At 73.8% G+C, this 26,836-nt stretch carries 23 protein-coding genes; 11 read left to right on the forward strand and 12 right to left on the reverse strand.

Annotation, left to right across the window (positions count from 1 at the left end):
• Positions 1-236: 236 nt before the first annotated feature.
• A complete protein-coding gene (locus WMF39_RS03210; protein WP_044967738.1) occupies positions 237-617 on the reverse strand; it encodes an Hsp20/alpha crystallin family protein in 381 nt (126 codons plus the stop codon).
• Positions 618-706: 89 nt separating this feature from the next.
• The gene (locus WMF39_RS03215) at positions 707-1,171 is read right to left on the reverse strand and encodes an Hsp20/alpha crystallin family protein (RefSeq protein ID WP_437744081.1); all 465 of its coding nucleotides are present in this window, start codon (positions 1,169-1,171) and stop codon (positions 707-709) included.
• A 437-nt stretch (positions 1,172-1,608) separates the two neighbouring features.
• On the opposite strand from WMF39_RS03215, the gene WMF39_RS03220 reads away from it, so the two are divergent.
• Positions 1,609-2,190: a YtfJ family protein gene (locus tag WMF39_RS03220; protein WP_437744082.1), complete on the forward strand. Its 582-nt coding sequence runs from the start codon at positions 1,609-1,611 to the stop codon at positions 2,188-2,190.
• 36 nt (positions 2,191-2,226) lie between these two features.
• On the opposite strand, the gene WMF39_RS03225 is transcribed toward WMF39_RS03220, so the two are convergent.
• Entirely contained in the window at positions 2,227-3,141 is a 915-nt protein-coding gene (locus WMF39_RS03225) for a MerR family transcriptional regulator (protein WP_437744083.1), read from the reverse strand.
• Positions 3,142-3,314: 173 nt separating this feature from the next.
• Between WMF39_RS03225 and crtI the strand changes: the two genes are divergently transcribed.
• Genes crtI through WMF39_RS03240 form a run of 3 tightly spaced genes read left to right on the forward strand, consistent with a single transcriptional unit; the run spans position 3,315 to position 7,334 of the window.
• A complete protein-coding gene (gene crtI / locus WMF39_RS03230) occupies positions 3,315-4,922 on the forward strand; it encodes a phytoene desaturase family protein (protein WP_437744084.1) in 1,608 nt (535 codons plus the stop codon).
• Positions 4,903-5,859, forward strand: a complete 957-nt coding sequence (locus WMF39_RS03235) for a phytoene/squalene synthase family protein (RefSeq protein ID WP_437744085.1) — start codon at positions 4,903-4,905, stop codon at positions 5,857-5,859. The genes crtI and WMF39_RS03235 overlap by 20 nt, the downstream gene beginning before the upstream one ends.
• The gene (locus WMF39_RS03240; RefSeq protein ID WP_437744086.1) at positions 5,856-7,334 is read left to right on the forward strand and encodes a lycopene cyclase; all 1,479 of its coding nucleotides are present in this window, start codon (positions 5,856-5,858) and stop codon (positions 7,332-7,334) included. Before WMF39_RS03235 ends, WMF39_RS03240 begins: the two co-directional genes overlap by 4 nt.
• 64 nt (positions 7,335-7,398) lie before the next feature.
• Here the strand turns inward: WMF39_RS03240 and WMF39_RS03245 are convergent, their stop codons facing one another.
• From WMF39_RS03245 to crtD, 3 genes are read right to left on the reverse strand one after another with little or no spacing between them, the layout of a single operon-like run.
• Positions 7,399-7,890 carry a beta-carotene hydroxylase gene (locus WMF39_RS03245; RefSeq protein WP_437744087.1) on the reverse strand — a complete coding sequence of 164 codons (492 nt, stop codon included), beginning with the start codon at positions 7,888-7,890 and terminating at the stop codon, positions 7,399-7,401.
• Positions 7,887-8,771 (reverse strand): carotenoid 1,2-hydratase, encoded by an 885-nt coding sequence (locus WMF39_RS03250; RefSeq protein WP_437744088.1) that lies wholly within the window; start codon positions 8,769-8,771, stop codon positions 7,887-7,889. The genes WMF39_RS03245 and WMF39_RS03250 overlap by 4 nt, the downstream gene beginning before the upstream one ends.
• Positions 8,768-10,345 carry a 1-hydroxycarotenoid 3,4-desaturase CrtD gene (crtD, locus tag WMF39_RS03255; protein WP_437744089.1) on the reverse strand — a complete coding sequence of 526 codons (1,578 nt, stop codon included), beginning with the start codon at positions 10,343-10,345 and terminating at the stop codon, positions 8,768-8,770. The genes WMF39_RS03250 and crtD overlap by 4 nt, the downstream gene beginning before the upstream one ends.
• 98 nt (positions 10,346-10,443) lie before the next feature.
• Between crtD and WMF39_RS03260 the strand changes: the two genes are divergently transcribed.
• The 5 genes from WMF39_RS03260 to WMF39_RS03280 all read left to right on the forward strand — a co-directional run bounded on the left by WMF39_RS03260 (position 10,444) and on the right by WMF39_RS03280 (position 17,832).
• The gene (locus WMF39_RS03260; RefSeq protein WP_437744090.1) at positions 10,444-11,355 is read left to right on the forward strand and encodes a polyprenyl synthetase family protein; all 912 of its coding nucleotides are present in this window, start codon (positions 10,444-10,446) and stop codon (positions 11,353-11,355) included.
• Positions 11,356-11,717: 362 nt separating this feature from the next.
• Positions 11,718-13,484 carry an acyl-CoA dehydrogenase family protein gene (locus WMF39_RS03265; protein WP_437744091.1) on the forward strand — a complete coding sequence of 589 codons (1,767 nt, stop codon included), beginning with the start codon at positions 11,718-11,720 and terminating at the stop codon, positions 13,482-13,484.
• A gap of 195 nt (positions 13,485-13,679) precedes the next feature.
• Positions 13,680-14,768, forward strand: coding sequence for a MaoC family dehydratase (locus tag WMF39_RS03270; protein ID WP_012233223.1), 1,089 nt, complete (start codon positions 13,680-13,682; stop codon positions 14,766-14,768).
• 213 nt (positions 14,769-14,981) lie between these two features.
• Positions 14,982-17,117, forward strand: a complete 2,136-nt coding sequence (locus WMF39_RS03275) for an ATP-binding protein (RefSeq protein WP_437744092.1) — start codon at positions 14,982-14,984, stop codon at positions 17,115-17,117.
• Between the two features lie 145 nt (positions 17,118-17,262).
• Complete coding sequence (locus WMF39_RS03280) at positions 17,263-17,832, forward strand: hypothetical protein (protein WP_193790775.1); 570 nt, start codon at positions 17,263-17,265, stop codon at positions 17,830-17,832.
• On the opposite strand, the gene WMF39_RS03285 is transcribed toward WMF39_RS03280, so the two are convergent.
• The 5 genes from WMF39_RS03285 to WMF39_RS03305 all read right to left on the reverse strand — a co-directional run bounded on the left by WMF39_RS03285 (position 17,833) and on the right by WMF39_RS03305 (position 24,543).
• Entirely contained in the window at positions 17,833-19,290 is a 1,458-nt protein-coding gene (locus WMF39_RS03285) for a cyclic nucleotide-binding domain-containing protein (RefSeq protein ID WP_437744093.1), read from the reverse strand.
• A gap of 272 nt (positions 19,291-19,562) precedes the next feature.
• On the reverse strand, positions 19,563-20,621 hold the full coding sequence (locus WMF39_RS03290; protein ID WP_437744094.1) for a retropepsin-like aspartic protease: 1,059 nt from the start codon (positions 20,619-20,621) through the stop codon (positions 19,563-19,565).
• Positions 20,622-20,624: 3 nt separating this feature from the next.
• Positions 20,625-21,791: a hypothetical protein gene (locus WMF39_RS03295; RefSeq protein ID WP_437744095.1), complete on the reverse strand. Its 1,167-nt coding sequence runs from the start codon at positions 21,789-21,791 to the stop codon at positions 20,625-20,627.
• Positions 21,788-22,633, reverse strand: coding sequence for a ribokinase (locus tag WMF39_RS03300; RefSeq protein ID WP_437744096.1), 846 nt, complete (start codon positions 22,631-22,633; stop codon positions 21,788-21,790). The genes WMF39_RS03295 and WMF39_RS03300 overlap by 4 nt, the downstream gene beginning before the upstream one ends.
• Before the next feature lie 35 nt (positions 22,634-22,668).
• The gene (locus tag WMF39_RS03305; RefSeq protein ID WP_437744097.1) at positions 22,669-24,543 is read right to left on the reverse strand and encodes a vWA domain-containing protein; all 1,875 of its coding nucleotides are present in this window, start codon (positions 24,541-24,543) and stop codon (positions 22,669-22,671) included.
• A gap of 361 nt (positions 24,544-24,904) precedes the next feature.
• On the opposite strand from WMF39_RS03305, the gene WMF39_RS03310 reads away from it, so the two are divergent.
• Both WMF39_RS03310 and WMF39_RS03315 read left to right on the forward strand, forming a co-directional pair.
• Complete coding sequence (locus WMF39_RS03310) at positions 24,905-25,714, forward strand: SIR2 family NAD-dependent protein deacylase (RefSeq protein ID WP_437744098.1); 810 nt, start codon at positions 24,905-24,907, stop codon at positions 25,712-25,714.
• 142 nt (positions 25,715-25,856) lie between these two features.
• Positions 25,857-26,096: a DUF378 domain-containing protein gene (locus WMF39_RS03315; RefSeq protein ID WP_437549382.1), complete on the forward strand. Its 240-nt coding sequence runs from the start codon at positions 25,857-25,859 to the stop codon at positions 26,094-26,096.
• Between the two features lie 28 nt (positions 26,097-26,124).
• Here the strand turns inward: WMF39_RS03315 and WMF39_RS03320 are convergent, their stop codons facing one another.
• On the reverse strand, positions 26,125-26,808 hold the full coding sequence (locus tag WMF39_RS03320; RefSeq protein ID WP_437744099.1) for an alpha/beta fold hydrolase: 684 nt from the start codon (positions 26,806-26,808) through the stop codon (positions 26,125-26,127).
• Positions 26,809-26,836 lie beyond the last annotated feature (28 nt).

The raw sequence follows: 26,836 nt of genomic DNA on the forward strand, positions 1-26,836 counted from the left end.
GCCCGATCAGCGCGCCGCAGCCGGAGGCGAGCAGCGCGGTCGACGCGAACGCGGGCAGGGCATGGCGCAGGAGAGGCACGCGGGAACCGTAGCCGAAACCCGCGCCGCCAGGACAGGGGCTCCTCGGCCGAGGGCGCCCCGGAGCGCGCGAAAGGCACCGCGCGCCGCCCCGACGCCGCCCCGGAGGGGGCCGTCGGTGATCGGCGACACGGTGCCTCGACACCTGGCACACCGCCTCAGCTCGCGCTGATCGGGATCTGACGCGGCTTGAGCGACGCGCTCTTCGGCAGGTGGATCCGCAGGACGCCCGCCCGGAGATCCGCGGAGATCTTCTCGGAATCGATGCCCTGCGGGACCACGAAGCTGCGGCGGAAGTCCGGCAGGCCTTCGACGCCCTGCTCCCGCTCGGCCGCCTCGGTCCGCCGGCCCTCGAACGTGAGCTCCCCCTTCTCCACGCGGACCGCCAGGCGATCCTGCGTCACGCCCGGGAGATCCGCCACGACCAGGAGCTCCTCGGCGCTCTCGTAGATGTCGACCGCCGGCGCCACGGCGGGGCGCTGCTGGATCTTCTCGGGGTTGCTCTCGGCACGGTGGGTCAAGCTGCGATCGGTGCTCATGTTCATCGCTCCTTCCTCTGTACACTCCAGATCCGCTCATCGCAGGATCGTCGCTCTCCTCTTCGTTCGCTCTTCAGCTCTCAGCTCCCTCAGCGAGCCGTCACCGCGATCTGACGCGGCTGCGCCTCGGCGGCCTTGTTCAGCGTGAGCGTCAGCACGCCGTTCTTCAGCACGGCGGTCGTCTTCTCCGGATCGACCTTGCTCGGCAGCGTGAAGCTCCGGCTGAAGCGCACTCCGCCCCGCTCCCTGCGGTGGACGAGGTAGCCCTCCGGCGCATCCGACTTGCGCTCGCCGCTCACCGTCAGGACGTCCTGATTCAGCGAGATCTGGACATCCTTCTCCGTCAGACCCGGAACATCGGCCTTGACGACAAGGGCGCTCCCCGTGTCGAACAGGTAGACGCGCGGACCCCCCACGTACCGGGACGTCTGGTCGAAGTCGCCTCGGAGCGACGCGCGGGGCGCGTCCGCCTCCTCGAACACCCAATCGAGGCGCCGGCGAAGCTCATCCATCATGGCAAACGCGCGATCGAAATCCGTGGTTCGGTGCAGCATGGTCAATCCTCCATGACCGCCGCGCGCGGCGCGCGCCGGGGCTCCGCCCGCGGCGCCGTCAACCTGCTCGCGACGGCCGATTTGTTGTAGCGTTACGGGACCTTGGCTCCGAGAGCCGGTCTCTTCGCACCGCCCAATCTTTGCACGGCACGTGGGGTGTCAAGAGCACGGCGCGCCGTCGTCCCCCCGAGGCAGATCGGCGGGAGTGGCGATGGCGACCGGACTCGTCAGAGCGAAGGGAAAGGCGGGCGAGCGCGACCTCTCCGGCTCCCCAGAGCAGCTCCATGCGCCTCCCGCCGGCTACCGCCCCGCAGGCCGAGCCACGCCAGCGCAGGCAGTCGGCGGAGCCAGCCACGCCGGCGCCCGGTGGAGCCTGCCGCCTCGAACACCTCGAACATCCCTGGGAGCGCATCCCGGAAAGCGCTAGAAACCCGGACATGCAGCCCTGCCCGCCCGCCTCCCGCCGCCGCGGCGTCCTTGCCGCCCGCCTCCGCTCGGTCTCCTCCGCGGCGGCGCTGTCCCTGGCGCTGATCTCGGGCGCCGCGCTGGCGCTGCCCTCGGAGGGGGACCGGGCGCCGAACGCGCGCGTCGAGGACGCGGACGGCCGCGCGCTCCAGCTCAAGGCGCTTCAAGGCAAGCCGATCCTCATCGTCTACGAGGACAAGGACTCGAAGACCCAGAACCAGGCGCTCAAGGACGCGCTGGCGAAGCTCACGAAGGGCGACCGCTACCGGCGAGGCATCGCCGTCGCCGCGATCGCCGACGTCAGCTCCTACGACTTCTGGCCGGCGAGAGGCTTCGTGAAGGACGCCATCCGGGAGGAGTCGAGGAAGGTCGGCGGGACCATCTATTGCGACTGGGACGGCTCCTTCCGCACGGCCTACAAGCTCCGCCGCGGCGTCAGCAACGTCGTCGTGGTCGGCAAGAACGGCCACGTGCTCTTCGCGGCCGAAGGCGCCCTCAAGCCGGAGTCGCAGAGCAGGGTCCTCGATCTGCTCCGCAAGGAAGTCGAGGGCTGACCGCAGCGAACGCCCCGGCCGGCGGGGCGCGCGCGCTCAGCGCCCGTCCCTGCGGCGCCGCCGCGCGTGCAGCGCGGACTCGACCTGCGCGCGGATCTCCGCCGCCTCCGCGGCCGCCACGAGGCCGCCGCGCGCCTCGATGAAGGGCCGGAGCGCCCCGGCGCCCGCGCCGCCCACGATCCACGGCACGCCCCGGCACGCGTCCGCGTAGGCGTCGATGAGCTCGCGCGCCGACGGCGGGAGCGGCGGGATCGCGACCGTCAGCGCGACGAGGTCCGGCGCGAGCGCCTCGACCGCCCGCGCGATCGCGGCGGGCGGCGTCCTCGCGCCGAGCACGACGGAGCGGAAGCCCCACGAGCAGAAGCGCAGGCCGATGCCGAACAGCCCGAGCACGTGATCCTCGTCGGCGAAGGCCGCGAGCAGCACGCGCCGCCCGCTCTCGCCAGGCTGCGCGAGCCGCAAGAGGTGCAGCAGCGTCGCGCCGAGGACCTGCGAGGCGAGGTGCTCCTGCGCGACCGTGATCTTCCCCGCGTGCCAGAGATCGCCGATGCGCTCGAGCGCCGGGCCGAGCGCGCGCTCGAAGATCGTCACCGCCGGGCCGAGCGAGAGGGCCCGGTTCACCTCGGCCTCGAGGCCGTCAGGATCGAACCGGACCGCGGCGTCGACGATGCGCTCGCTCGCCCCGGCGAACGCGTCGCCGCCGCTCGTGCCCACCGGCGCGCGAGGCCCCGCGGCCTCGAGCACCATGCGCGCCGCCTCGGCCGCGGCGATCCCGCCGTTCACGTGGTCGCGCATCTTCTTGATCACCGCCACATCGTCGTCGCTGTACAGGCGATACGCCGACGCCGTGCGCGCAGGGGACGGCACGCCATAACGGCGCTCCCACGCGCGCAGCGTCGCCGAGGACACGCCACACATCTCCGAGACGACATGGATTCTGTAGCGGCTCAACTGGATAAACCTTGCTAGGACCCGCCGAGCCGCGGCCGTCCGCGCCGGCCCGGCGCACCGGGATGCATCGGAACGGCGGGCAGCGAGGCCCAGAAAGACCCCCTCCTGCCGACGTCTTTCACCTTGGTCATTCGCCTTTGTCAAAGGCTAGGACAAACATTATACTGCGCGTCATGCAAAACACCAGCGCTTCGGCGCAGGATCCGGCGCATCCGGCGAGGCCCGACGCCTCGCCGGGCGACGAGGTGGCCGCTCCCCCGCGAGCGGCGCGCGCGCCCGGCGTCCTCCGTGGAGCGCGCGCGCCGCGCGCCGTCGTGATCGGCAGCGGCTTCGGGGGCCTCGCGGCGGCCGTGCGGCTCGGGGTGCGGGGCTACGACGTCACGGTGGTCGAGAAGCTCGACCAGCCGGGTGGGCGCGCGTACGTCCACCGCCAGGACGGGTTCACCTTCGACGCGGGGCCGACCGTCATCACGGCGCCGTTCCTCCTGGAAGAGCTCTGGCAGCTCTGCGGCCGGAACATGGCCGACGACATCGACATGCGGCCCGTGACGCCGTTCTACCGGATCCGGTTCCACGACGGCGCGACGTTCGACTACACGGGCGACGCCGCCGCGATGCGCGCCGAGGTCGGGCGCCTGTCACCCGGGGACGTCGAGGGGTACGAGCGCTTCGTCCGGCGGAGCGAGGCGATCTTCCGCGTCGGGTTCGAGGAGCTCGCGCACGTGCCGTTCGGGTCGTGGCTGGACATGGCGCGCATCGTGCCGGACATGGTGCGGCTCGAGAGCTATCGCACGGTGTACGGCCTCGTCGCGAAGCACGTGAAGGACGACCGCCTGCGCCAGGTGCTGAGCTTCCACCCGCTGCTCGTGGGCGGGAACCCGTTCTCGACGACCTCGATCTACAGCCTGATCGCGTTCCTCGAGCGCAACTGGGGCGTCCACTTCCCGATCGGCGGCACGGGCGCGCTGGTGAAGGGGCTCGTGTCGCTCATCGAGGGGCTCGGCGGCTCCGTGCGGTGCGGCGCCGAGGTGCGGCGCATCTCCGTGGAGGGCGGCCGCGCCCGGGGCGTGGAGCTCGCGTCGGGGGAGCGGCTCGCCGCCGACGTCGTCGTCTCGAACGCGGACTCGGCGTGGACCTACCGGCACCTCGTGCCCCCCGAGGCGCGGAAGCGCTGGACCGACCGGCGCATCGAGCGGCAGCGCTACTCGATGAGCCTCTTCGTGTGGTACTTCGGCACGCGCCGGCAGTACCCGGACGTCGCTCACCACACGATCCTCCTCGGCCCGCGGTACAGGCCGCTGCTCGAGGACATCTTCGAGAAGCACGTGCTCGCCGACGACTTCAGCCTGTACCTGCACCGCCCGACCGCGACCGATCCGGCCCTCGCCCCGCCCGGCTGCGACGCGTTCTACGTGCTGTCCCCGGTGCCGAACCTGCTCAGCGGCACCCACTGGCCCACGGCCCAGGAGCGGTACCGGCGCTCCATCTCGGCGCTGCTCGAGGCGACGATCCTGCCGGGGCTCGAGGGCGCGCTCGCGAGCTCGCGGCTCCTCACGCCGCAGGACTTCCAGGACCGGCTGCTGTCGTTCCGGGGCGCGGCGTTCGGGCCGGAGCCGGTGCTCGCGCAGAGCGCCTTCTTCCGGCCCCACAACGCGAGCGAGGACGTCGAGCGCCTCTACCTCGTCGGGGCAGGCACGCACCCGGGCGCCGGTCTGCCCGGGGTGCTCTCGTCGGCCCGCGTGCTGGATCGGGTGGTCCCGGATGCATCGAAGCTCGCCTGAGGCGTCGGCGGCGGACTTCGCCGCGTGCAGGGACCTGCTGCGCAAGGGGTCGAAGAGCTTCGCCGCGGCGGCGCTCCTCCTGCCCGCGCGCGTGAGGGAGCCGGCGGCGGCGTTCTACGCGTTCTGCAGGGTCGCCGACGACGCGGTCGACGAGCTCGGGGAGCACGCGCCGCCGTCCGCGGCCGCGGCCGCGGTCGCGACGCTGCGGGAGCGGCTCGCGCGCGCCGCGGCGGGCAGGCCGGACGATAGCCCGGTCGATCGCGCGCTCGCCCACGTGATGGCGGAGCACGGGCTGCCGCGCGCGTTCATCGAGGCGCTGCTCGAGGGGTTCGCGTGGGACGCGGAGGGGCGCCGCTACGAGACGCTCTCGGACCTGAACGCCTACGCGGCGCGCGTCGCGGGCACCGTGGGCGCGACGATGTCGACGCTCATGGGGGCGCGGGGGCCCGACGCGCTCGCGCGGGCGTGCGACCTGGGCGTCGCCATGCAGCTCACGAACATCGCGCGCGACGTCGGCGAGGACGCGCGGCGCGGGCGGATCTACCTGCCGCTCGCCTGGATGCGGGAGGCCGGGATCGCGCCGGACGGGTGGCTCGCGCGGCCGGTGTTCGACGACCGGCTGGGGCGGCTCGTGGCGCGGCTGCTCGCCGAGGCGGAGGTGCTCTACCTCCGCGCAGGCGCCGGCATCCCGATGCTGCCGCGCGACTGCCGCCCCGCGATCCAGGCGGCGCGGCTCATCTACGCCGACATCGGGCGGGTCATCGCGCGCCGCGGCTTCGACTCGGTGTCGACGCGCGCCGTGGTGTCGCCGGGCCGCAAGGCGTGGCTCGTGCTGCGGGCGCTGCTCCGCAGGTCCGTCGCGCCCGCGGAGGCCCGCGAGCACAGCGCGGCGCCGCCGCTCGACGAGGTCCGCTTCCTCCTGGAGGCGGCGCGATGAGCGCCGGCGGCGCGCCGGGCTCAGCCGCGCGGGAGATCGACGCGGCGCGGGGGCGCGTGCGCGAGGCGGGCGGCGAGGCGCTGCTCGCGCGCCTCGAGCACCTCGACGCGGTGCGGGCCGCCCCGGCGCCTCGGCCGGGACCCTCGCCGCGGCCGCCGGATCGGGGCGCGACCGCCGATTACGACGTGGTCGTCGCGGGCGGCGGGCTGTCGCTCCTGCTCGCGCCGCTGCTCGCGTCGGCCGGGCTGCGCGTCGCGGTGCTCGACAGGGCGCGGATCGGCGCCGCGCACCGGGAGTGGAACGCCGGGACGGCCGAGGTGGCCGCGCTGTCGGCGTCGGGGATCTTCGCGAGGGACGAGATCGAGCGGTTCGTCATCGCCCGCTACGTCGAGGGGCTCTGCCGCTGGCACGGCGGCGGGACGTACCCGGTGCGCGGCGTGCTCGACCACGCCATCGACGCGGCGGGGCTGCTCGCCGCGGCGCGGGCCCGGGCCGAGGCGCTGGGGGTGACGCTGCTCGACGGGCACGCGCTCCTCGGGCACGCGGAGGGGCCGGACGCGGTCGCGCTCGCCGTGGCCGAGGCGCAGCCGGGCGCCGCGCCGCGCGCGCTGTCCGCGCGGCTCCTCGTCGACGCGCGCGGCGCGGCGAGCCCCTACGCGACCGCGGACCTCCTCTGCCCGACCGTCGGCGGCGTGCTCACGGGGCTCTCGGAGGGCGACGGGGAGCGGCGGATCCGGCCGGACGTCGGCGAGATCCTCGCCACCACGGAGGACGTCGAGGAGGGCAGGCAGCACCTCTGGGAGGCGTTCCCGGGGCGTCCGGGCGAGACGACGGTCTACCTCTTCTATTACGCGCGCTCCGGGGACGTCGGGCCCGGCGCGCTCCTGTCGCTCTACGCGCGGTTCTTCCGGCTCCTCTCGCGCTACAAGGAGGGCGACGCGCGCCTCGTCCGCCCGACGTTCGGGTTCATCCCCGGCTGGTCGCGGCTGTCGGCCGCGCCGCGCGCGCCGGGGCGCCGGGTGCGGCTCGTGGGGGACGCGGCGGCGCGGCACTCCCCGCTGACGTTCTGCGGCTTCGGCGCGAACGTGCGCGAGCTCGCGGCGACGGCCGCCGATCTGGCGCGGGCGGTCCGGGAGCCGGGCGCGCGTCGCACGTTGGCCACGGCGCGCGACGCGCCGGTGCACTCGGGCACCGGCGCGCTCGCGGCCCTCATGGCGAAGCCCGCCGGCGGGGCGAGGGCAGGGGAGATGAACGCGCTCCTCAACACGGCCTTCGCCGTGCTCCACGCGATGGGCAACGACGCGTACGCGGCGCTGCTGCGCGACGAGATGCAGCCGGCCGATTTCGTGAGGTTCTTGCGGGAGACGGCGGCGCGGCGGCCCGAGGTGTACCGCGAGGTCGTGAGCGCGCTGCCGCTCCGGGCCATCGGCCGCTGGGGGGCGGGGCTCGCGAGGGAGCTCTACCGCGCCCGCTGAAGCTCTACCGCTCCCGCTGGAGCTCTACCCCGCCCGCTGGAGCTCTACCCCGCCCGCTGGAGCTCTACCCCGCCCGCTGCGCGGAGCGCTGGGCGCGGCCGCCCGCGGCGGCGCGCCGCGCGAGGACGAGGGGCCCGAGGAACAGGCCGTACGGCGGGCCTCCGGTGCCGTGGTGGACGCGGTGCGCGTCGCGGACGCGCGCGAGGTACGGGATGCGCGCGAGGCCCGAGACAGGGAGCCGCCCGTGGACGAGCCCGTCGTGGACCAGGACGTAGGCGAGGCCGAAGGCGGTCATGCCGAGGCCGAAGCCGAACGCGGCCTCGCGCAGCGGCCCGGGCGCGCCGTCGCAGCCGTAGATGATGAGCCCGGCGGCGATCGGGGCGTGGAGGAACGCGAGCGCGTCGTTCGGCTCGAAGGCGCCGCGCCGCTTCGTGTGGTGGGAGCGGTGGATGCGCCAGAGCGCGTGGTGCCAGACCTTGCCGTGGAGGAGCGCGGCCCACACCTCCATGATCGCGAAGGCGGCGAGCGCCGTGCCGATCCAGATCGCGAGCGTCATCGCGCCCTCCTCATGCGGAACGGCAGGAGGAGCTGCACCCAGGGGCTGGCGAAGCGGTCGAGCGAGAGGGCCTCGTGGACGACCGTCGCCGGCTTGCCGCCGAACGTCGCGGCAGCGAGGGAGCGCGCGTAGAACGGCGTGTCCTCGAGGGTGCGGAGGAGCCGCGGCGCGGACCCCGGGTCGGCGGCGATCTCCCGCGCCATGCCCCAGCGCGTGTCGCCGAGCGGCCGCGGGGCGAGCGGCGGGAGCTCGCGCGCGCCGCCCGCCGCGTCGAACGCGGGCGAGAGGAGCATGCGCGTGCCGTCGCGGCGCCGGACGTCGTAGGTGAGGGCGATCCCGTCCGAGCCGAGCGCGCGCGACCAGGTCCAGCGCTCGAAGGCGTGGTCGAGCGGCTCGTCGCCGGCGTTCGTGTCGAGGTAGGCGCTGCCGGAGAAGCGCAGCGAGGGGTGCGCGAGCTCGACCTCGGCCCGCGCGATCGGCGCGATGGGCGTCCAGCGGTGGAGCCCCCGCCCGTCCAGGGCGACGCCATCGTGCGCGCCGTCCGCCGCGGGCCCGGGCACGGACGGGCGGAGGCGCACCGTCCCCGAGAGCCGGGAGGGCAGAGGCGCCGTGATCTCGTCGAAGGAGACGCGAAGCTCACCCCCGGACCACTCCATCAGGCTCGGTCCGATGGCGAGCGACCGCGGCGACCTGGAGACCGCGCCCCGCGGCCGCTCGGTCAGCGCCCAGCGATCGGCGCGCGCGCCGTACAGCGCGACGTTCATCGCGCAGTGCATGAGCGGGTCCGCGGCGCCGCGCGATCGCGCCTTGGCGTAGTAGGGCGAGAAGACGCTCCCGAGCATCGCGATGATCGTGATCGCGCTCTGCCCGTCGTCGCTCACCGCGTCCAGGTACCACCAGGCGTAGCCGCCGCTCGGGATCTCGAGGTCGAAGCGAGGTCCTCCATCACGCTCCGCGCCGCGAGCTGGCCGCTCAGCGCCGCCATCGGCACGCCCGCCCCGGGGTGCGCGCTCCCGCCGGCGAAGTACAGGCCCGGGAGCTTCGAGCGCGAGGCCGGGCGCGCGAAGGTCGAGTTCCACCCGTGGGACACCGGCCCGTACAGCGCGCCTCCCGTCGCCGGGAACATCCGCTCGAAGTCCGCCGGCGTCGTCGCCACCGGGGAGGCGCCCGTGCTCTTCAGCGAGAGGCCGAACCGCTGCAGTTGCTGGAACACGCGCTGCTCCCATTCGTGGATCTCCGTGGATGAGGGGGTGTGTTTATCACCGGTCGCAGGGGCATTGAGGATGAAGAACAGCCGCTCTCCGCCTCCCTGGGCGCCCGGACGCGCCCCGGCCTCGGGCCCGCCGGGCTCGTGCGCCGGCGCGTCGCCGCGGTCCTCGGCGCAGACGTAGACCGTGGCGTCGCGCGGGAGCTCGGCGCGGTCGAACAGCGCGCGGAACTCGGCCTCGTAGTCGCCGGAGAAGAAGACGTTGTGCCGGAGGAGGGGGAAGCCGCTCGCCTCGGCCACGAGCGCCCAGGTGACCGCCGAGAGCGAGCGCGGCTCGCTCCCCGGCGCCTTGCGGGCGGCGCGCTGGCCGAACAGGCCGGCCCGCAGCGCCGCGGGGTCGGCGTTCAGCACGATGGCGTCGGCCTCGATGCGCTCGCCGCCCTCGAGCACGACGCCCGTCGCGCGGCCGCGGCCCTCCTCGATGGCGGCGACGTGCGCGCCGCAGCGCAGCGTCGCCCCGGCGCGGGCCGCCGCCGCGGCGAGCGCCTCGGCGACGCGGCTCATGCCGCCCTCGGGGAGCCAGAGGCCCTCGCGCTCCACGTGCGCGATGACGCTCAGCGTCGCAGGCGCGAGGTACGGCGACGAGCCGCAGTAGGTCGCATAACGCCCGAATAGCTGCAGGAGGCGCGCGTCCGTGAAGAAGTCGCCGAGCGCGCGGTGGAGGGTGCGGTGCCCGTCGATCTTCATCATCCCGCCGAGGCCCAGGTTGCCCGCCGTGCTCAGGATCGTCTTGAGCGTGGGCCGCTCCGCGCGGAGGAACGGCGCCTCCACCACGTCGAAGATCTCGCGCGCGTACCGGCAGAACCGGCGGTACCCGTCCGCCTCCCGCGCCCCCGCGAGCGCGCCGATCGCGTCCGCGGTGCGCTCGACGTCCGCGAAGAGGTCGAGCGTCGAGCCGTCCGGCCAGGCGTGGCGCGCGAGCGTCTCGGCCCGGCGGAGCGGCACGTGGTCCCCGAAGCGGAGCCCGAGCGACGCGAAGATCTCGTCGAAGACCCACCGCATCGTGAGCGCCGTCGGGCCGACGTCGACGCGGCGGTCCCCGAGGACCGCCTCGCGTATCTTTCCGCCGACGCGCGGCGCCCGCTCGAGTAGCACCACGTCGAGCCCGCTCGAAGCCAGGAGCGCGGCCGAGGTCAGACCGCCGATACCCCCGCCGATCACCACGACGCGATCTCTCCTGTCCGCCATGGTCGGAGTGTACGCGTCGGAGGTGGTTTGTCTATACTTTGTTTAACTAATGTTCAAACTATTGACAAGCTCCTGAGGCTCGCCAAGACTCGCTCCCCATGGATTTCGATCGCCGGATCGAGCGCGTCCTCCTCGCCGCCATCGAGCCGCTCTCCTCGCCCGCGTCGCCGCCCGGGCTCCTGGCCGCGACGCAGCACGCCGTCTTCCCTGGAGGCGCCCGCATCCGGCCGCGGCTCTGCCTGGCCGTCGCTTCGGCGTACGGCGATCCCGCGCCGGAGGCCGCCGAGGCGGCGGCGGCGGCGGTGGAGCTCATCCACTGCGCGTCGCTGGTCCACGACGATCTCCCCTGCTTCGACGACGCGCCGATCCGGCGCGGCCGGCCGTCGGTCCACCGGGCCTTCGGCGAGCCGATCGCGGTGCTCGCCGGCGATCAGCTCATCGTGCTCGCCTTCGAGGCGCTCGCGCGCGGCGCCTTCCACGCGATGGCGAGCGGCGTGACCGACGCGCGCAGGGCGGTCCGGTTCTTCGAGGTGCTCGGGGGCGGCGTCGGGATGCCGCAGGGGATCATCGCCGGGCAGGCGTGGGAGTCGGAGGCGAAGGTCCCGCTCTCGGCCTACCGGCGCGCGAAGACAGGCGCGCTCTTCGAGGCGGCGGCGACCCTCGGCGCGCTCTCCGCAGGCCAGGACGGGGCCGCCTGGGGCGATCTCGGGCAGCGCATCGGCGAGGCGTACCAGGTCGCGGACGACGTGCTCGACCTGGTCGGGAAGCCGGAGGACATGGGCAAGCCGGCGGGGCGCGACGGGGCGCTCGGGCGCCCGAACACGGCGCTGGAGCTCGGGCTCTCCGGCACGACCCGGCTGCTGCAGCGGCTCATCCAGGACGCGGTCGAGGCGGTGCCGCAGTGCCCGCGGGCGGACGACGTGCGGTCGTGGGCCGTCGAGCTGGGGGACAGGCTCCTCCGGGTCTGCAGGGGGCCTTCGGCGGCGCTTCCGACCGTGAGCTCCATGTAACGGCTCGGGCGGCCTGACGTGCGTCCGAGAGGGGCGGCCGTCGGGGGGACTGGGGACGTCTGAGACTGATGATCGGGAGTGGAGCTGGGTTGTTTGCGGGCCGCGGGACGGAACGCGCGACGCCGACGTGAACCCTACGTGAACCCTATGTGAGGCAAATTCAGGGAGGGCCTTAATGCGCTGTCGCCTCGCGATAGTGAGGCTGCGCCCAGGCTCGACGAACGCGGTTTGGGGTGGCATCCTCGGCGGGCCTTTCCGCGTCTGCCGCGGGGAGCGTGGCTGTGGCGCGGTGTAAAGGCGCTGTGTCCTGCGTCCCGTGAAGCGAGGCGTGGGTCATAGTCCGCGAGCGGGGGGATTGTGGGATGAGGACGATTCGGGAGCAACACGCCACGATCGTTTCTCGAAAGCTCGAGGCCGACAGTCCCGGGGGGATGCGCGAGGCGATCACCTCCGCCGAGCAGCTCGCGCGCGTCGCGCGCGGGCGCCTCCGCGACCGGGTGGTGGACGTCGGGAGCGCGGTGGGCGCCGCCCTCCGGGGTGCGCCGAGGAGCGCGAGCTTCGTCCGGGCGGGCGCCGCCGTGCCGCTGCACGTGTCGCGGATGCTGCTCGATCGACACCAGGTCGCCGCCCACGCGCTCGCCCACCTCTACGCGGAGATCGAGGCCTGCCGCTCGCTCGCGAGCTGGGCCTGCGAGGCCGGCGGGGAGGCCAGGGCCGTCGCCGAGGCGCACGCAGGGGCGCTGCTCCTGTCGCTGCGCGGCGGCGTCGATCTGGGCGGCGGGGAGATCGCGCCGCTCGGCGAGCTCGAGCTCCGCGACGACGAGGTCGCCAAGGCGATCGGCCACCCGGCGGTCGTGGCGTGGGCGCGCGACGCGGGCTCCGGCGCCGCCGTCGCCTCGATCGCGCGCGCGGCCGCCGAGCACGGCATCCCCGCCAGCGCTGGCGCGGAGGACGAGCGCATCGGCTGGATCCGGCACAACATGCGCGACTTCGTCGAGCGCCTCGTCGAGCCGCTCGCCCCCGAGATCCACCGCCGCAACGGCCTCATCCCCGAGTCGATCGTCCGCCGCATGGGGCAGTTCGGGGTGTTCCGGCTCGCCACCGCGCCCGAGCACGGGGGCGACGGGCTCGGCGTGGGCGCCATGGCGACCGCCATCGAGGAGCTCGCGCGCGGCTCGCTCGGCTTCGGCGTGCTCACCATGACGGCCTCCATCGCGTCGGACCTGCTCGCCCGATCCGGCACGGACCTCCAGCGCCGGACCTGGCTGTCGCGCATCGCGAACGGCGAGGCGCGCTGCGCCCTCGCGTTCGCGGAGCCGGCGTACGGGTCGGACCTCGCGCGCGTCGTCACGCGCGCCGAGCGCCAGGCCGACGGCAGCTATCTCCTCATCGGAAAGAAGGCGTGGGTCACCGGCGCGTCCCGCGCCGACCTGGTGCTCACCCTCGCGAGGACCACGACGCCGGGAGGACAAGGGCAGCTGCCGCTCGGGCCGAGCCTCTTCGTCATCGCGAAGCGGCGCGGCGCGCCAGGCGCCGACTTCCCGGACGCCGGGATCGCCGGGACCGAGCTGCGGGCGCTCGGGCAGCGCGGCATGGGGCACTACGAGCTCCGGATCGAGGGGCTCCAGATCGGCCGCGAGGCCCTGCTCGGCGAGCGCGAGGGCGAGGGGATCGCCCAGATCCAGCGGGCGCTCGTGACCGGCCGCACCTACGCGGCCGCGTGCGGCGTGGGCGTGGCGCAGGCCGCGCTGGAGCTCGCGCTCGAGCGGGCGAAGACGCGCGTGCAGTTCGGGTCGCAGCTCATCTCCTTCCCGCGCGTGGCGCACCGGCTCGGAGGGCTCATCGCGCGCGTCGCCGCCGCGCGGCAGCTCACGCGCGCCGCGGCGCACGTGGCGGACACGGGGCAGCCGTGCGAGCTCACGTCGGCGATGGCGAAGCTCTTCTCCAGCCGCGTGGCCTGGGACGCGGCCGACGCCTGCATGCAGCTCCACGGGGCGAGCGGCTACGCGGAGAGCTCGACCGCGGCGAGGCTCCTGCTCGACGCCCGCAGCCTCTTCTTCCAGCTGGGCCCGCACGAGGTGCTCGCGCAGGGCATCGCGCGCGCCCTGCTCGAAGGGCCGCTGCCCTGAGGCGCGCTCCGCCGCGGCGCGCTGCTGCGCGGAGGCACGGGCGGAGGGGGTCGCGAACGGGCGGCCGGGCGCGTGAGCCAGCGAGCGAGCGCGTGCGCAGAGGCGCGGTGTGGCGTGGTGGGCGCGGCGCGGAGGCGCGGCGCGCGTGCGCGCCGTCGTCAGCCGAGCGCGCCTGTGCCATGATCGCGCGGACCGATGGTCCGCGTCCGCTCTCCTCGCTACGGCCGCAAGCTCGACGATTTCACGGTCGGCGCGGTGTATGCCCACCCCTGGGACGTCACCGTGGACGAGGGGATGCTCGCGCTCTTCGCTGCCTCGTTCCAGGACGCGATCCCGACCTACGCCAGCCGCGTCGCGGCCCGGTCGGTGGGGCTCAGGGACAGGCCGGTGAGCCCGCTCTTGCTCCTCAACCTCGGGATCTCCTTCAGCGTGCACGACGTGAGCGAGCAGGCGATCGCGCACCTCGCCTACACCGACGTCCGGTTCCCGGCGGCCTGCTATCCGGGGGACACGCTGCGCGCGAGCTCGCTGGTCATCGGCAAGAAGCCGGTCTCGACGGGGGACAAGGGCGTCGTGCACGTCAGGACCCAGGTGGTGAACCAGGACGGGCTGCTCGTCTGCTCGTTCGAGCGCAAGGCGCTCGTGCCCCCTGGCCGCGTCGCGGAGCGCCCCGCGGACGCGCCGCACGCGGTCGCGCAGCCGGACGCGCAGCCGGCGCGCCTCCCGGAGGAGCTCGACGGCCCGCTGCCGCCGCCGGCGCGCCAGGGCGGCTTCGCCTGCGCGTGGGACGACTTCGAGGTCGGCGACGTGATCACCCACGAGGTCGGCAGGACCATCGGGGACAGCGAGCACATGCAGCTCGCGACCCTCCTGCGCAACTCCCACCCGCTGCACGTGGACGAGCAGTACTCCAGGTCGAGCTCCTTCGCGAAGACGCGGGTCGTCCACGGGGGGCTCGTGCTGTCCTGGGTGCTCGCGCTCTCGAGCCGCGACACGGCCGGGTGCGGCGTCTGGGACCTCGGCCTCGACGAGGGGGCGCACCCGAGCGGCGTGCTCGCGGGCGACACGCTGTTCGCCGCGTCGAAGGTGATCGCCAGGGAAGAGGCCAAGAGCGGCGCCGGGAGCGTCACCTTCCGGATCGTCGGCGTGAAGAACACGCCGCCGCGCGCCCTGATCGAGCAGGGCGCCGACCTGTTCACACCCGAGCTCGGCAAGGCCGAGGGCAGGGTGAAGGAAAAGGTCGTGGAGATCACGCGAACGCTGCTCCTGCGCCGGCGGAGCTAGTTCTGTGCGTCAGCGATCACTGGGCGGGATTGCTGACGGACAGAACCAGGCGGCCGCGAAGCGGACGCCGGGGTGCGGAGCGGGGCGGAGCCCCGAGGAAACCAGGCGCGCCCGAGGCGGGGGCCGCAGAATGAGGAGTCCCCGGCGGGCCGCCTGCGGCATACAATGGCCGGCCATGAGCACCGCTCTGCCCCAGCGAGGAACGGGACGGCCATGAGCACCGCTGGGAGCCGTGAGCTGGACGCGCTCCGCGCGCGCGTCGCCGAGCTGGAGCGGGAGCTGGCCCACGCTCGCGCGCCAGGTCGGAGCGCCGCTGCGCGAGGCCCGGACGCGCCGGCCAGAGACCCGGGCAGCGCGAGGGGCTCCGCCCTGGTCGAGGAGGCGCGGCGGCAGCTCGACGAGGGCGAGCAGGCGGCGCAGATGGGCAACTGGCTCTGGGAGCTCGGCCAGAGCAGCACCATCTGGTCGCGGCAGCTCTTCCGGATCCTGGGCCGCGATCCCGAGACGGATACGCCCTCGACGGAGACCTTTCTCGAGGCCGTCCATCCCGACGACCGGGAGCGGCTGCAAGCCGGCCTGCAGCTGGCGAACGAGACAGGAGAGGGGTCGGGCGCGATCGCGTTCCGCGTGCGCCACCGGGATGGAACGGTGCGGGAGTGCCTGCTGAGCAGCCTGCCCCTCGTCGAGGGGGCGGGGCCGCCGTCGCGCTTCTTCGGCGCGGTCGTCGACCTCACCGAGCGCCGCCGCGCCGAGCAGGAGCTCCGCCGCAGCGAGCGCATGCTGAAGGAGGCGCAGCGCATCGCCCACGTGGGCAGCTGGTCCTACGACATCGCGTCGCGGACGATCCGCTGGTCCGAGGAGCTCTACCACATCCTCGGCGTCGATCCCTCGGTGCGCCCGACGTTCGAGCTCTTCGCGGGCCTCATCCACCCCGAGGATCGCCACCGGGTCTTCGGCGGCGCGGAGACCGCGTCGCCGCTCGGCATCGCGAGCCCCGTCGAGTGCCGCGTCGTGCGCCCGTCCAGCGGGGAGCTGCGCCACGTGCAGATGGCGGCGCAGCTGGTCACGGACGACGCCGGGACGATCACCGGGCTGGTCGGCACGAGCCTCGACATCACCGAGCGCCGGCGCCTCGAGGAGCAGCTCCTGCACAGCCAGAAGCTCGAGGCGATCGGGCGCCTCGCCGGCGGGGTCGCGCACGACTTCAACAACATGCTCACCGCGATCTTCGGGCACAGGGAGCTCGCGGTGCGCAAGGTGCCGGCGGCGTCGCCCGTCGCCGAGCACCTCACGCAGATCGGCACCGCCGCGGAGCGGGCCGCGGCGCTCACGCGGCAGCTGCTCGCCTTTGCGCGCAAGCAGCTGATCCAGCCGAGCGTGGTCGACCCGAACGCGCTGATCTTCGGGGTCGAGCCGCTCCTCCGCCCGCTCGTGGGCGAGGACGTGGAGCTCGTCGTGCTGCCGGGGAGCCAGATCTGGCCCATCCACATCGATCGGGGGCAGTTCGAGCAGCTGCTCATGAACCTGGCCGTGAACGCGCGCGACGCGATGCCCGGCGGGGGCCGCCTGGTGATCGAGACGGCGAACAGGGCGCTCGGCGGGGACGACGGGGGGTGGGGGCCAGAGATCGAGCCCGGCGACTACGTGGAGCTCACGGTCACGGACACCGGGCAGGGCATCGACGACGCCGTCCAGAAGTACGTGTTCGAGCCGTTCTTCACGACCAAGGAGCCGGGCAAGGGGTCGGGCCTCGGGCTCGCGACGTGCCACGGCATCGTGAAGCAGCACGGCGGCCACATCGGGTTCGCCAGCGCCCCCGGCCAGGGCACGCGCTTCACGATCTGCTTCCCGCGCGTGCGCGGCGTGCCCTGCGAGCAGCCCGTGAGGGCGACCGCGGCCGCCGTCGGGGGCGTGGAGACCGTGCTCGTCGTGGAGGACGAGGCGCAGGTGCGCGAGCTCTGCGTCGCCGCGCTGCGCTCCTTCGGCTACTCGGTCCTCGCGGCGCGGAGCGGCAAGGAGGCGATCGCGCTCGCGACCGCCTATCCAGGCCCGATCCACCTGCTCGTGAGCGATGTGGTCCTGCCGGACGCGCGCGGCCCCGCGCTCTCGGCGATGCTCGCCCGCGCGCGCGCCCCGCTGCCCGTGCTCTACGCCTCGGGCTACACGGAGGACGCCCTCCTCCAGACCGATCTGCTCGACGGGGTCGCCCACTTCCTCGCCAAGCCGTACACGCCGACGCAGCTCGCGAAGGCGGTGCGCGCCGTGCTCGACGCGTCCGCGCAGGCGCGACGGGCGAAGGGCTCCGGCGACGCCCCGCCGCCGGCTCCGACCGCCGAGCGCCTGCAGTGAGCGCGCTCGTGCGCCGCGGGAGGCGGGCTCGCGGCGCGTTCGCGCGCGATCGTCGGTGTGTGTGCGCCCGTGCGCGGCGGCCCGCAGCGCGCCACGCTGGCCCCCACCGCCCGGGTGCATCTATCCTGGACGGGCGGCTTTGGCGATGAAGATCCGGGGGTCGGCGCTCATGCACACGAGGACCTACCTGCAGACGCGGTGGGGGAGCCAGGCCATGTCCGCCCTGGACGCCAAGCTGCCCGCCGCTGCGCGGGCGGTCTTCACGGCGCCCGATCTCGCGGCGCACAGCTGGTATCCCATCTCGGTCTGGAACGCGATCGCGGACGAGATCTCGCGGTGGCCCAACCGGTCCGGCGTCATCCGCGATCTCGCGGCCTACGTGGCCGAGCAGGACCTGACTCTCGCGCACAAGGTGCTGCTCAAGCTCGGCACGCCCGCGCTCGTCATGCGGCAGGCCGGCGTGATGTGGGGCATGTACTTCAACGGCGGCCGGCTCGCGCCCCTCGCCGAGGGAGAGCGGTTCTTCCGGTTGATACTTTACCTGGGGGTCGACCCGCAGTCCGACCCGGGGCGCCAGATCTGCAGAGACGCGGTGCCGGCGTGGCAGGAGAACGCGCTCCGGCTCTCGGGCGCGCGCGGCGGCCAGAGCCTCCACACGAAGTGCCGCTTCGAGGGACACCCCACGTGCGAGTACGAAGTGCGCTGGCTGAGGTAGTCACCACTTGGTGCAGAAGGCGAACAGGTTCACCTGCGCCTCTTCCGCGAGCACCTCCACGGGGGTGCTCCCGAACTTCGACCGGGCGAATAGCGTCCTGAGATCCTCGGTGCTGCGGTGGATCAGCTCCCACTCGAGGACGTGGTCCATGAACGCCTTGCTCGGGTTGTTCACCCCGAAATTGCCCACGACCGCGACGCCCCCGGGCAGGAGCTTGTCGTGCATGCAATTGAGGAGGGCCACGACCAGGTCGTCGCGGAGATAGTCCGTGAGCCCGATGCTGTAGATCATGTGCTGGGGCTTGAGCACCGTCCTGCCGCGGCCGTGGGCCAGCCGCACCACGTTGTCCTGCGCGAAGCTGAAGCGGTCCATGACGCCGAGCTGGTCGGCGATGCCGGCGGCGTAGGCGAGGGCCTGGTTGTCGATATCGATGCACGTCGCCTTGATGTCGGGCAGCTCGCCCCCCTCCGCGAAGAGGTCGAACAGCTCCCGGGCGGGGCCGCTCGCGAGGCTGGTGATGTGGACCGGGCCGGACGCGTGCCCGCTGCAGGCGTCCCGGATCGCGCGGCTCAGCACGCCTCTCCGGTTCTTGACGGCGCGGCAGGCGTCGATGGCGAGCCCCCACTGGTCGATGAAGCGGCCGAGGCGGCCGTCGCCCGCGGGCTCGTCGTTGTACATCATCTCGATGGTGTAGAAGTCGCCCGCGTAGCCGCGCGGCTTCGTGTAGCACCGGTCGACGGTGCGGCTCAGCATGAAGAGCGAGAACGTCTCGCGGAAGACATAGGCGCCGATGCCCTTCTCGAGGTGGCGCTCGCGCTCGATGTGCTCGCGCAGCGCGGACACGATCGTCTGGCACGCGGCGCTCACCTTCTCCTGGATCTCCGCCTCGGGCTGCTTGGCCTCCTTCACCATCCTGTCGGCGATCATCATCTCGAACTTGAACTGTTCGACCGTGTCGATGAGCTTCGGAGGGATGTTGTTGGTGCCGGCCTGGCCCGTCCTCGCGGCGTGAAAGCGGTTGACCTGCGGCACGTCCTCGACGAGGAGCGGCGGGAGCATCGCGGTGTTCTCGCGGAGGCGCTGGGCGAGCATGATCGCGAGCGACTGGTAGAAGCGCGCCGCGAGCCCGGGGACGGAGGCGAGGAGCGAGTGCACATACGGGCCCTCGATGACGTCGAGCGTGCACTCCTCGCGGGCGACGACGGAGGCGCTCGCGGCGGCGCTCTCGAGGAACGACATCTCGCCGAAGATGGCGCCGGGGCCGAGCTGGCGGAGGGCCACGCCGCGCCCGAGGTGGGCGACCTCGACCCCGACCAGGCCGCTGCGCACGATGAAGATGCCCTGCCTTCGCGAGCCCTCCTCGAGGATCTGTTCGCCCGGTCGGTAGGTGACGCAGCTCGACTTCTCCAGCAGCAGCCGCTCGTCGTCCTGGGTCAAGAACTCGAAACCTGTCGTCATGATGCCTCCCGAGCGCCGCGGGCGCCCCGGACTCGCAGAGGAACGGATCTCTCCCCCCCCGCCGCGGCGACAGAGGCGTCCACGCGTGCGCCCCTTCTACCACGACGCATCGCGCCTCCGCTGAGGCATGGCGGTCCGCCCGCTGGCTCGGCGCCGATCGCGCCGCGGTTGCCGCGGGGCGCCTCGTTGACCGCGCCGCGGTCGCCGCAGCGCGCCTCGTCGATCACGCGCCGCGCTCGCGCCGAACGCACGTCGCGTGGTCCTTCACCGGGTCACCGCGGGGCGCAGGCCGCGACGCCGCCGTCCTCGGCGAGCACCAGCACACAGGTGCGGAGCACATCCATGCCGGCAAATCCGTCCGACGGACAGGTCGCCCGCCGCTCGCCGGGCAGAAGATCGATATCCGCGGCGGCGTCGAACCCCGCCATCCGGAGGCGAGCGCCCGAAAGGACGGGAACGGTGTGCCTGCCTGAGGCGGCGTAGGCGCTCCTGGCGCCGGTCGCCCGGCGCGACAGCCGCTTCCCCGCGGGGGAGACGGCGAAGAGCGAGCTCTGCGACGCCCCCGAGTCGATCTTCAGCGTGACGTCGATCCCCTCGACGCTCGCCCTGGCGGTGAGCTCGCTGCCCTGGTTCGGGCCGCCGCAGCGGGCGAGCTCCACGATGGCGGCCTCGCCGAACCGCGTCCGGAGCGTGCGTGCGGCCTCGTCGCGCGGAGCTTCGGTCATCCGGCCCTCGCGCAGGTCGAGCACGACGGCGCGGCCCGGCCCCGCCAGCTCCTGAGGCGCGACGATGCCGCCGATGCCGATGCGCTGCAGGACGTCGGGCATGCGGACGACGAGCAGCGCGGAGATCTCGACCCGGCCCCACCCGGAGAGCGCGAGGCTCGCGTCCTCGAGGCGGGACACCGCGAGGGGCCTGCCCGCGTGGTCGACGGCGACGTCGCCTGCGGTCGAGAGGGGCAGCGCGAGCTCGTCGGCGAGCCAGCGGGCGAGGACGTGGTGGGAGGCGCCGGTGTCGACGATCAGCACGGCCGGCTGGCCCGCCACGACGGCGTCGATGAGCGGCGAGGGGAACGCGCGATCGTTGAGGTGGTAATGGAGGCTGGCCCGGCGCTCGGGGCCCGCCGCCGGCGCCGCCGGGCCCGCGCCCGCCGCCGGGGGGCCCGCGGGTGTGGACGCGTCGCCGGCGCCGGTCGACGCCGCGCTGCGCGGCGAGGCCGGCGCGGCGCGGACCGCGGCGGGCTCGGCGCAGCCGGCCACCGCGAGCGCGCCGGCCGCGGCGGCGGCCGAGAGCGCGGCGAGGAGCCGCCTGCGAGCGCGCGGCACGAGCATCCGCTACTCGACGCAGCAGAGCGTCGACTGCCCCGTGGGATCCAGCGAGCCGCTGAGGTTCGTGCGCGCGGTGCAGGTGGAGCTGGTCGGCGTGCCGACGAGGTGAGCCGGGGGCGAGTAGGCGTACCCGCAGTACCGCCCGCCCTGCGAGATCTGGGCGTGATCGAAGCAGCTGTAGTCGTTGCCGAGCTCGACGCGCACGTAGTTGCAGTCGCCGCCGCTCGCGGTGCACGAGCACGACGAGCACGTCCGGGTGTCGTTGTACCCCCGGAACCAGTCGCTCTCGCGCCGCGCATAGCCGCTGCAGGTGGCGCTGCCGGACACGAGCGCGCATTGCGTCGCCGGCGAGGCCTGCCTCGGGACGCAGGCCTCGCCGGCGCCGCAGCCCACGCCGGCGCTCGCGTGGCAGAACTTCCTGGACTCGGTCCACGTCGCCGGCGCGGGGATCGCCGTGCCGGTCGCGGTGCAGCTCTGGATCACGTCGAAGAGGCCCACGCGCACGCCGCCCCAGTCGACGAACCCGTTGTTGATCGGCTTCGCGTCGCACGTGAACCCGACCCGCTTCGCGAGCGTGCCGCGCGTCCCGCCCTCGTCGGCCTCGCACTGCGACTCGTCGGCGTAAAGGTAGAGATCCGCCGCGCAGTCGGTGGGGTTCGGCGTGCAGCCGCAGCCCTCGCAGCCGCTGCCGGAGAGGCCGCGGAAGAGGAGCGTCTCCTTCGCGGTGAACCCGTCAGGGCACGGCTCGGTCGCGTCCACAACGACGCCAAGCTCGAAGTTCGTGGGGGCCGTCAGGCAGACCGCGCCCTCCGCGCAGTCCGAGTCCGCGCAGTCGACGGCGTCGTCGCAGTCGTCGTCGCCGCCATTGAAGCAATCCTCGACCTGCGTGCAGCCGGTCGTCGCGCTCGTGCCGGCGCTCGCGCTGGAATGTTCGGTCGTCCCGGCGCCATCACCGCCGCCCGACCCGCCCGCGCCAGCGAAGTTGCGCTCCTGGACGCTGCAGGCCGAGAGGCTGACGAGCGCTGCTATCGCAGGCCCGCGAAGGTTCGTCATGCCGCCAGGATAGCCGCCCTTGCAGGCGAGGTGCAGCGCCATGTCCCGGAGGCGCGGCGCTCGCCGCGAGGGGGCGTGATGGGCGAGGTGCCCTGTGACGCCGGGAGGAGAGGCCGTCACGGAACCGTGGAGCGCTGGAGGCGGCGCTCCACCTCGGCGCGCGTCGGATACGAGGTCTGACACCCCTCGCGCTCGACCGACATGCCCGCCGCCGCGATCGCGAACCGGAGTGTGGCCTCGATCGCTATCCCGGACGCGAGCCCCCCGGCGAGCACGCCCGTGAGGGCGTCCCCGGCGCCCGTCGTGTCGACAGCGCGGGCCGGCAGGGCGGGGAACTCCTCGCCCGACGGCAGCAGCACCGCGCCGCGCGCGCCGCGCGTGAGCACCACGCGCTCCGGGAGGCGGCCGCGCAGCGCCTCGTGCTCGAGCTCGTTGACCACGGCGAGATCGAACCGGCCGACGAGCTCGGGATCGATGGCGTTGACGGGCGACGGATTGCAGATCGACAGCGCGCCATCGGCCCGCGCTGCCGCGAGCACGCCGTCGATCGCCGCGGCCGGGATCTCGCCCTGGCAGAGCCAGACCGAGGCCCCGCACGGCGAGGGCGGCGTGACGAGCGCGTTGGCGCCGGGGATCGCGAGGATCTGGTTCTCTCCGGCCTCGTCGACGCAGATCAGGGCCACGCCCGTCGTCGCGCCGCGGTGGACCGCCACGGCGGAGAGCTCCACCCCGTCGGCGGCGAGCGCGGCCGCGCAGAGCTCGCCGTGCGCGTCGTCGCCGCGCGCGCCCGCGAGCCGCACGCGCGCGCCGGAGCGCGCCGCCGCGACCGCCTGGTTCGCGCCCTTGCCGCCCGGCGCGACGAGGAAGCGGCGGCCCAGCACCGACTCGCCGGGGCGCGGCAGCCGCGGGCCGTAGCCGATGAGATCGGCGGTGATCGAGCCGCAGATCGCGAGCAATCCCATCACCGCCGCATACCACGAACGAGGCGGCGCGCGCGTCAGTCGGCGTTCACGGCCACGGCGTCGGTCTTGCCATTGGCGAGCGCGCCGGCGCGGCGGATGATGCCGATGAACTCCTGCTGATCGCCCTTGCTGGACGCGGCGGCCCTCGCGATCTTCTCGATGTCGGCGAGCCTCCAGGAGCGCGCGTGCGGGCTGTGGCGCAGGACCTCCGCGAACCCTGCCACCGCGGACGCGAACCGGAGGTCGGCCGGCGCCGCGTCGAAGGTGGGGGCGACGGCGCCCGGGGCCATCTTGACCAGCGTCTCCTCGGCCGTGTTCGAGCCGAGCGGCGCCTTGTGGCGGAGGCGCACGACGACCGGCGCCGCGCCCTCGCCCTTCGGCGCGGAGGCCTTGAGCTCGACGTCGTAGATGGCCGTCACGCTGTGCCCTGCGCCGATCTCGCCGGCGTCCACCTTGTCGTTCCGGAAGTCCCGGTCGGCCACGTCGCGGTTCTCGTAGCCGATGAGCCGGTAGCTCTTGACGAAGCTCGGGTCGAACTCGACCTGGATCTTCACGTCGCGGGCGATGACCTGGAGCATCCCGCCGACCTGCTCGGAGAAGACCCGCCGCGCCTGCGCCTCGCTGTCGATATAGGCGTAGTTGCCGTCGCCCTGGTTGGCGAGCTGCTCCATCATGAGATCCTTGTAGTTGCCCTGGCCGAAGCCGACGGTGGACAGCGTGATCCCCTTGTCCCTCGCGCGCTTGATGGTCTTCAGGATCTCGTCGTGGGAGGTCGGGCCGACGTTCGCGTCTCCGTCGGAGAGCACGATGACGCGGTTGACGTGCCCCTTCACGAGCGTCCGCTCGGCCAGGCTGTACGCGAGATCGATGCCGCTCGACATGGCGGTGGAGCCGCCCGCGGTGAGGTCGGCGAGCGCCGCGAGGATCTTCCCCTTGCTCTCGATGCCGGTCGGCGCGAGCACCTCTCGCACGCTGCCCGCGTAGGTGCAGAGCGCGACGGTGTCCCCCGGCTTGAGGGTGTCGGTGAGCATCTTCAGGCTCTTCTTCGCGAGCTCGATCTTGTCCGGCGACTGCATCGAACCGCTGGTGTCGACGAGGTACACGAGGTGCACCGGGGTCCGCTCCTTGACCGGCACGCGCTTGCCCTGGACCGCCACGCGCACGAGGTGGTGGCCCGACGTGAACGGCGAGGGCGCGGCCGCGAGGTGCACGGCGAACGGGCCTGTCGCGGGCGACGCGTAGCCGTAATCGAAGTAATTGAGGAACTCCTCGGCGCGCACGGCCTGATACGGGGGCAGCGCGCCATCCATGATCTTGCGGCGCGCGATGGCGTAAGAGGCCGTGTCCACGTCGATCGCGAACGTCGAGAGCCGGTCCTTCGCGGGGTCCTCGACCGGGTTGACGCCGTAGTCCCGGTACGTCTCGCTGCCCTGGGGCTCGGGCGCGGTGACGGCGACGGCCGGGGGCGGGGGCGCGGGGCGCGCCACGGCGGTCGCCGCCGGGGTGGGCGCCTTCTTGGGCGCGGGCGCGCCGCCCGTCACGCGGACGCGCGCGTCCGCCCCGGGCGCGGCGCCCGCCTTGGTCGCCCGTGACTGCGCGGGCCCCGGCGAGGCCGGCGAGGGCGCCACAGGGGCGGCCGCCACGGGCAGGGCCGGCGGCGGCGCGGCCTCCGCGGGCGCGGCGTCACGGTCGACCGCGTCGCTCGCCGCGGCCTCCTCGCGCTTGGCGGTGGACGTGCGGCCCTCGTCTTGCGGCGCGTCGAACTCCGGCTGCATGGCCTGCCCGACGGGGTCCTCGGTCGGCGCGGCCGATGCGGTCGCCGCCGTGGGGGCAGGCGTGGAGCCACCGCAGCCGATGAGCAGCGCGGTGACGAGGGCGGGGGCGACGAGATCGAGGGGCCGGGTGCGCATGAGGTGTCCTCCTTGAAGGGGATCGCGAGGGCGGATCCCTGCTGTACGTTCTCGTGGGTCGGCCATCGCCGATCGCCACACACAGGTCCTTGCGGGGGCCGCACGCGCGGCTGCCCCATGGTGCATTTTCCACGGGCGAGACGGGCCCTTCGCCGCTTTTGCTGCGTGAACGCCGCGTGTCGCCGGTCGTCCGGCGAGCCGACGAAGGGGCTCTCGCGGCCGGGGCCCGCTGTGGCGGGGCTCGGCGCGTCCGAGTGCCAGGGAAACGCGGTCGTCTCGGCCGGCTTACACCCGAAATCGACGGGAGCTCGGGTCGGGTCCTCCGCCCGCCTCCCTCTCGATCTATCCTCAGGGGTCCGTGATGAGCGAAACGAGCCGCGAGCGCTTCCAGTCCACCCTGTGCCGCGCCAGGAAGATCGCCGTCCTGACCGGCGCAGGCGTCTCGGCGGAGTCGGGTATCCCCACGTTCCGCGGCGCTGGGGGGCTGTGGCGGCGTTACGAGGCGACGAGCCTCGCCTCGCCCGAGGCGTGGCGGCGCGATCCGGGCCTCGTCTGGGAGTTCTACAATCACCGCCGGGAGCGCGCCCTCGGCTGCGCCCCGAACCCGGGTCATCACGCGCTGGCGCAGTTGGAGGCGCGGTGGCGGGAGGCCGGCAGGGTCTTCACCCTGATCACCCAGAACATCGACGGCCTGCACGAGCAGGCGGGCTCCCGGAGCCCGGTGCGCCTCCACGGCTCGCTGTGGCAGGTGCGCTGTCTCTCGTGCGGGAGCGTGACCGAGAACCGCGACGTGCCCATCACGCCCGCCTTCGCGGGCAGCGGCTCCCCCGATCCGGAAGCCCCCGCCCGCCGCTTCACGGCGGCGGAGCTGCCGCGCTGCGGCTGCGGCGGCGTCCTTCGCCCGCACGTGGTCTGGTTCGGCGAGGCCCTCCAGGAGAGCGATCTCGCCGCGGCGGCCGCCGGCGTCGAGGGCTGCGATCTCCTGCTCGTCGTCGGTACGTCGGCCGTGGTGTATCCCGCCGCCGGTTTCGTCCCCATGGCCAAGCGCCACGGCGCCCTCATCGCCGAGGTCAACGTCGAGCCGAGCGCGATCTCCGGCCTCTGCGATGTCGTGTTCACCGGCGGCTCCGGCGCGATCCTGCCCTCCCTGCTCGACGTCACGCCGGCGTGAGCGCCGCGGCCTGACGGGCGCGGCGCGCCGGCGGCGTCAGCACGGCGAGGCGGGCCGGCGGCGTCAGCGCGACGCGCGGTCGCGCCGCAGCGGGCGCGCGGTGCACGCATCGCGCGGCGCGGCGCGTGCTTCTGCCGCGGTCATGGAGCAGGTCAACCGTGGGATCTCAGGGCTAACGTGGGCGGCAATCACGCTCGTCGTGATCGGCGCCGTCAACTGGGGGTTCGTCGGGCTGTTCGAGTTCGACGTGGTCGCCGCGCTCTTCGGCAGGCTCAGCGCGCTCAGCCGCATCATCTACGTGCTCGTCGGGATCGCTGGGCTCTATCTGCTCTACGCTGCGGTCCAGCTCGGAAAGCGCGCTCGGGTCACCACGATGCCCTGAGGGCGATGCGCCCGTGCACCCCAGGCGCTCACGCGCCCGGGCTGGCCTGGCCGCCGAAGCCGCGCGGACGGGCGGCGGTCGCGCGCGCCTCGATGAACCGCGACACCGCGTCGACGAACGCCTCGGGGTTCTCCACCTGCGGCATGTGCCCTGTCGCCGGGATGAAGGTGAGATGCGACCCCGGCAGCGAAGCGTGAAGCTTCTTCGCGTCGTCCGCGCTGTTGCCGAGGAGCTGGTCCGCCTCGCCCCAGACGAGGAGGGGATTCAGGCTGAGCGGGGCCCTGGGACCTCCGTGGATGGCGGCGTCGAGCACCGCCTCCAGCTGAGGTGGATTGGCGCTCTCCAGGACGTCCCGCAGGGCAGCCGGGGCGCGGCCGGGATCGGCGTAGGCGCGGCTCAGGACCCGCGGGCCATAGGTCTGCTTCCGCATCAACGCGCGCAGCATCCGGCGGGGCAGCGGCCGCGCTCCGAGCCAGCCGACGAGGCGCGGCAGCGGGGGGATGGGAACGCCGTTGACGAACACGAGCCCTCGGCAGCGCGCCGCGAACAGGCTAGCGAAGCTCGATACGACCGAGACGCCGAAGGAGTTGCCGACGCACCACGCGCTGGAGAACCCCAGCTCGTCCAGGAGCCGCTCCAGCCAGCGCGCATAGGCGTCCAGGGCGCCGAGCCCCGGGGCGTCCGTGCGCCCGGCCCTTCGCGCTTGCCTCACGGGCAGCCGATCGCGGTATCGTCCCCGC

This window comes from Sorangium sp. So ce1504 (assembly GCF_051521635.1).
Lineage (GTDB): Bacteria > Myxococcota_A > Polyangia > Polyangiales > Polyangiaceae > Sorangium > Sorangium cellulosum_B.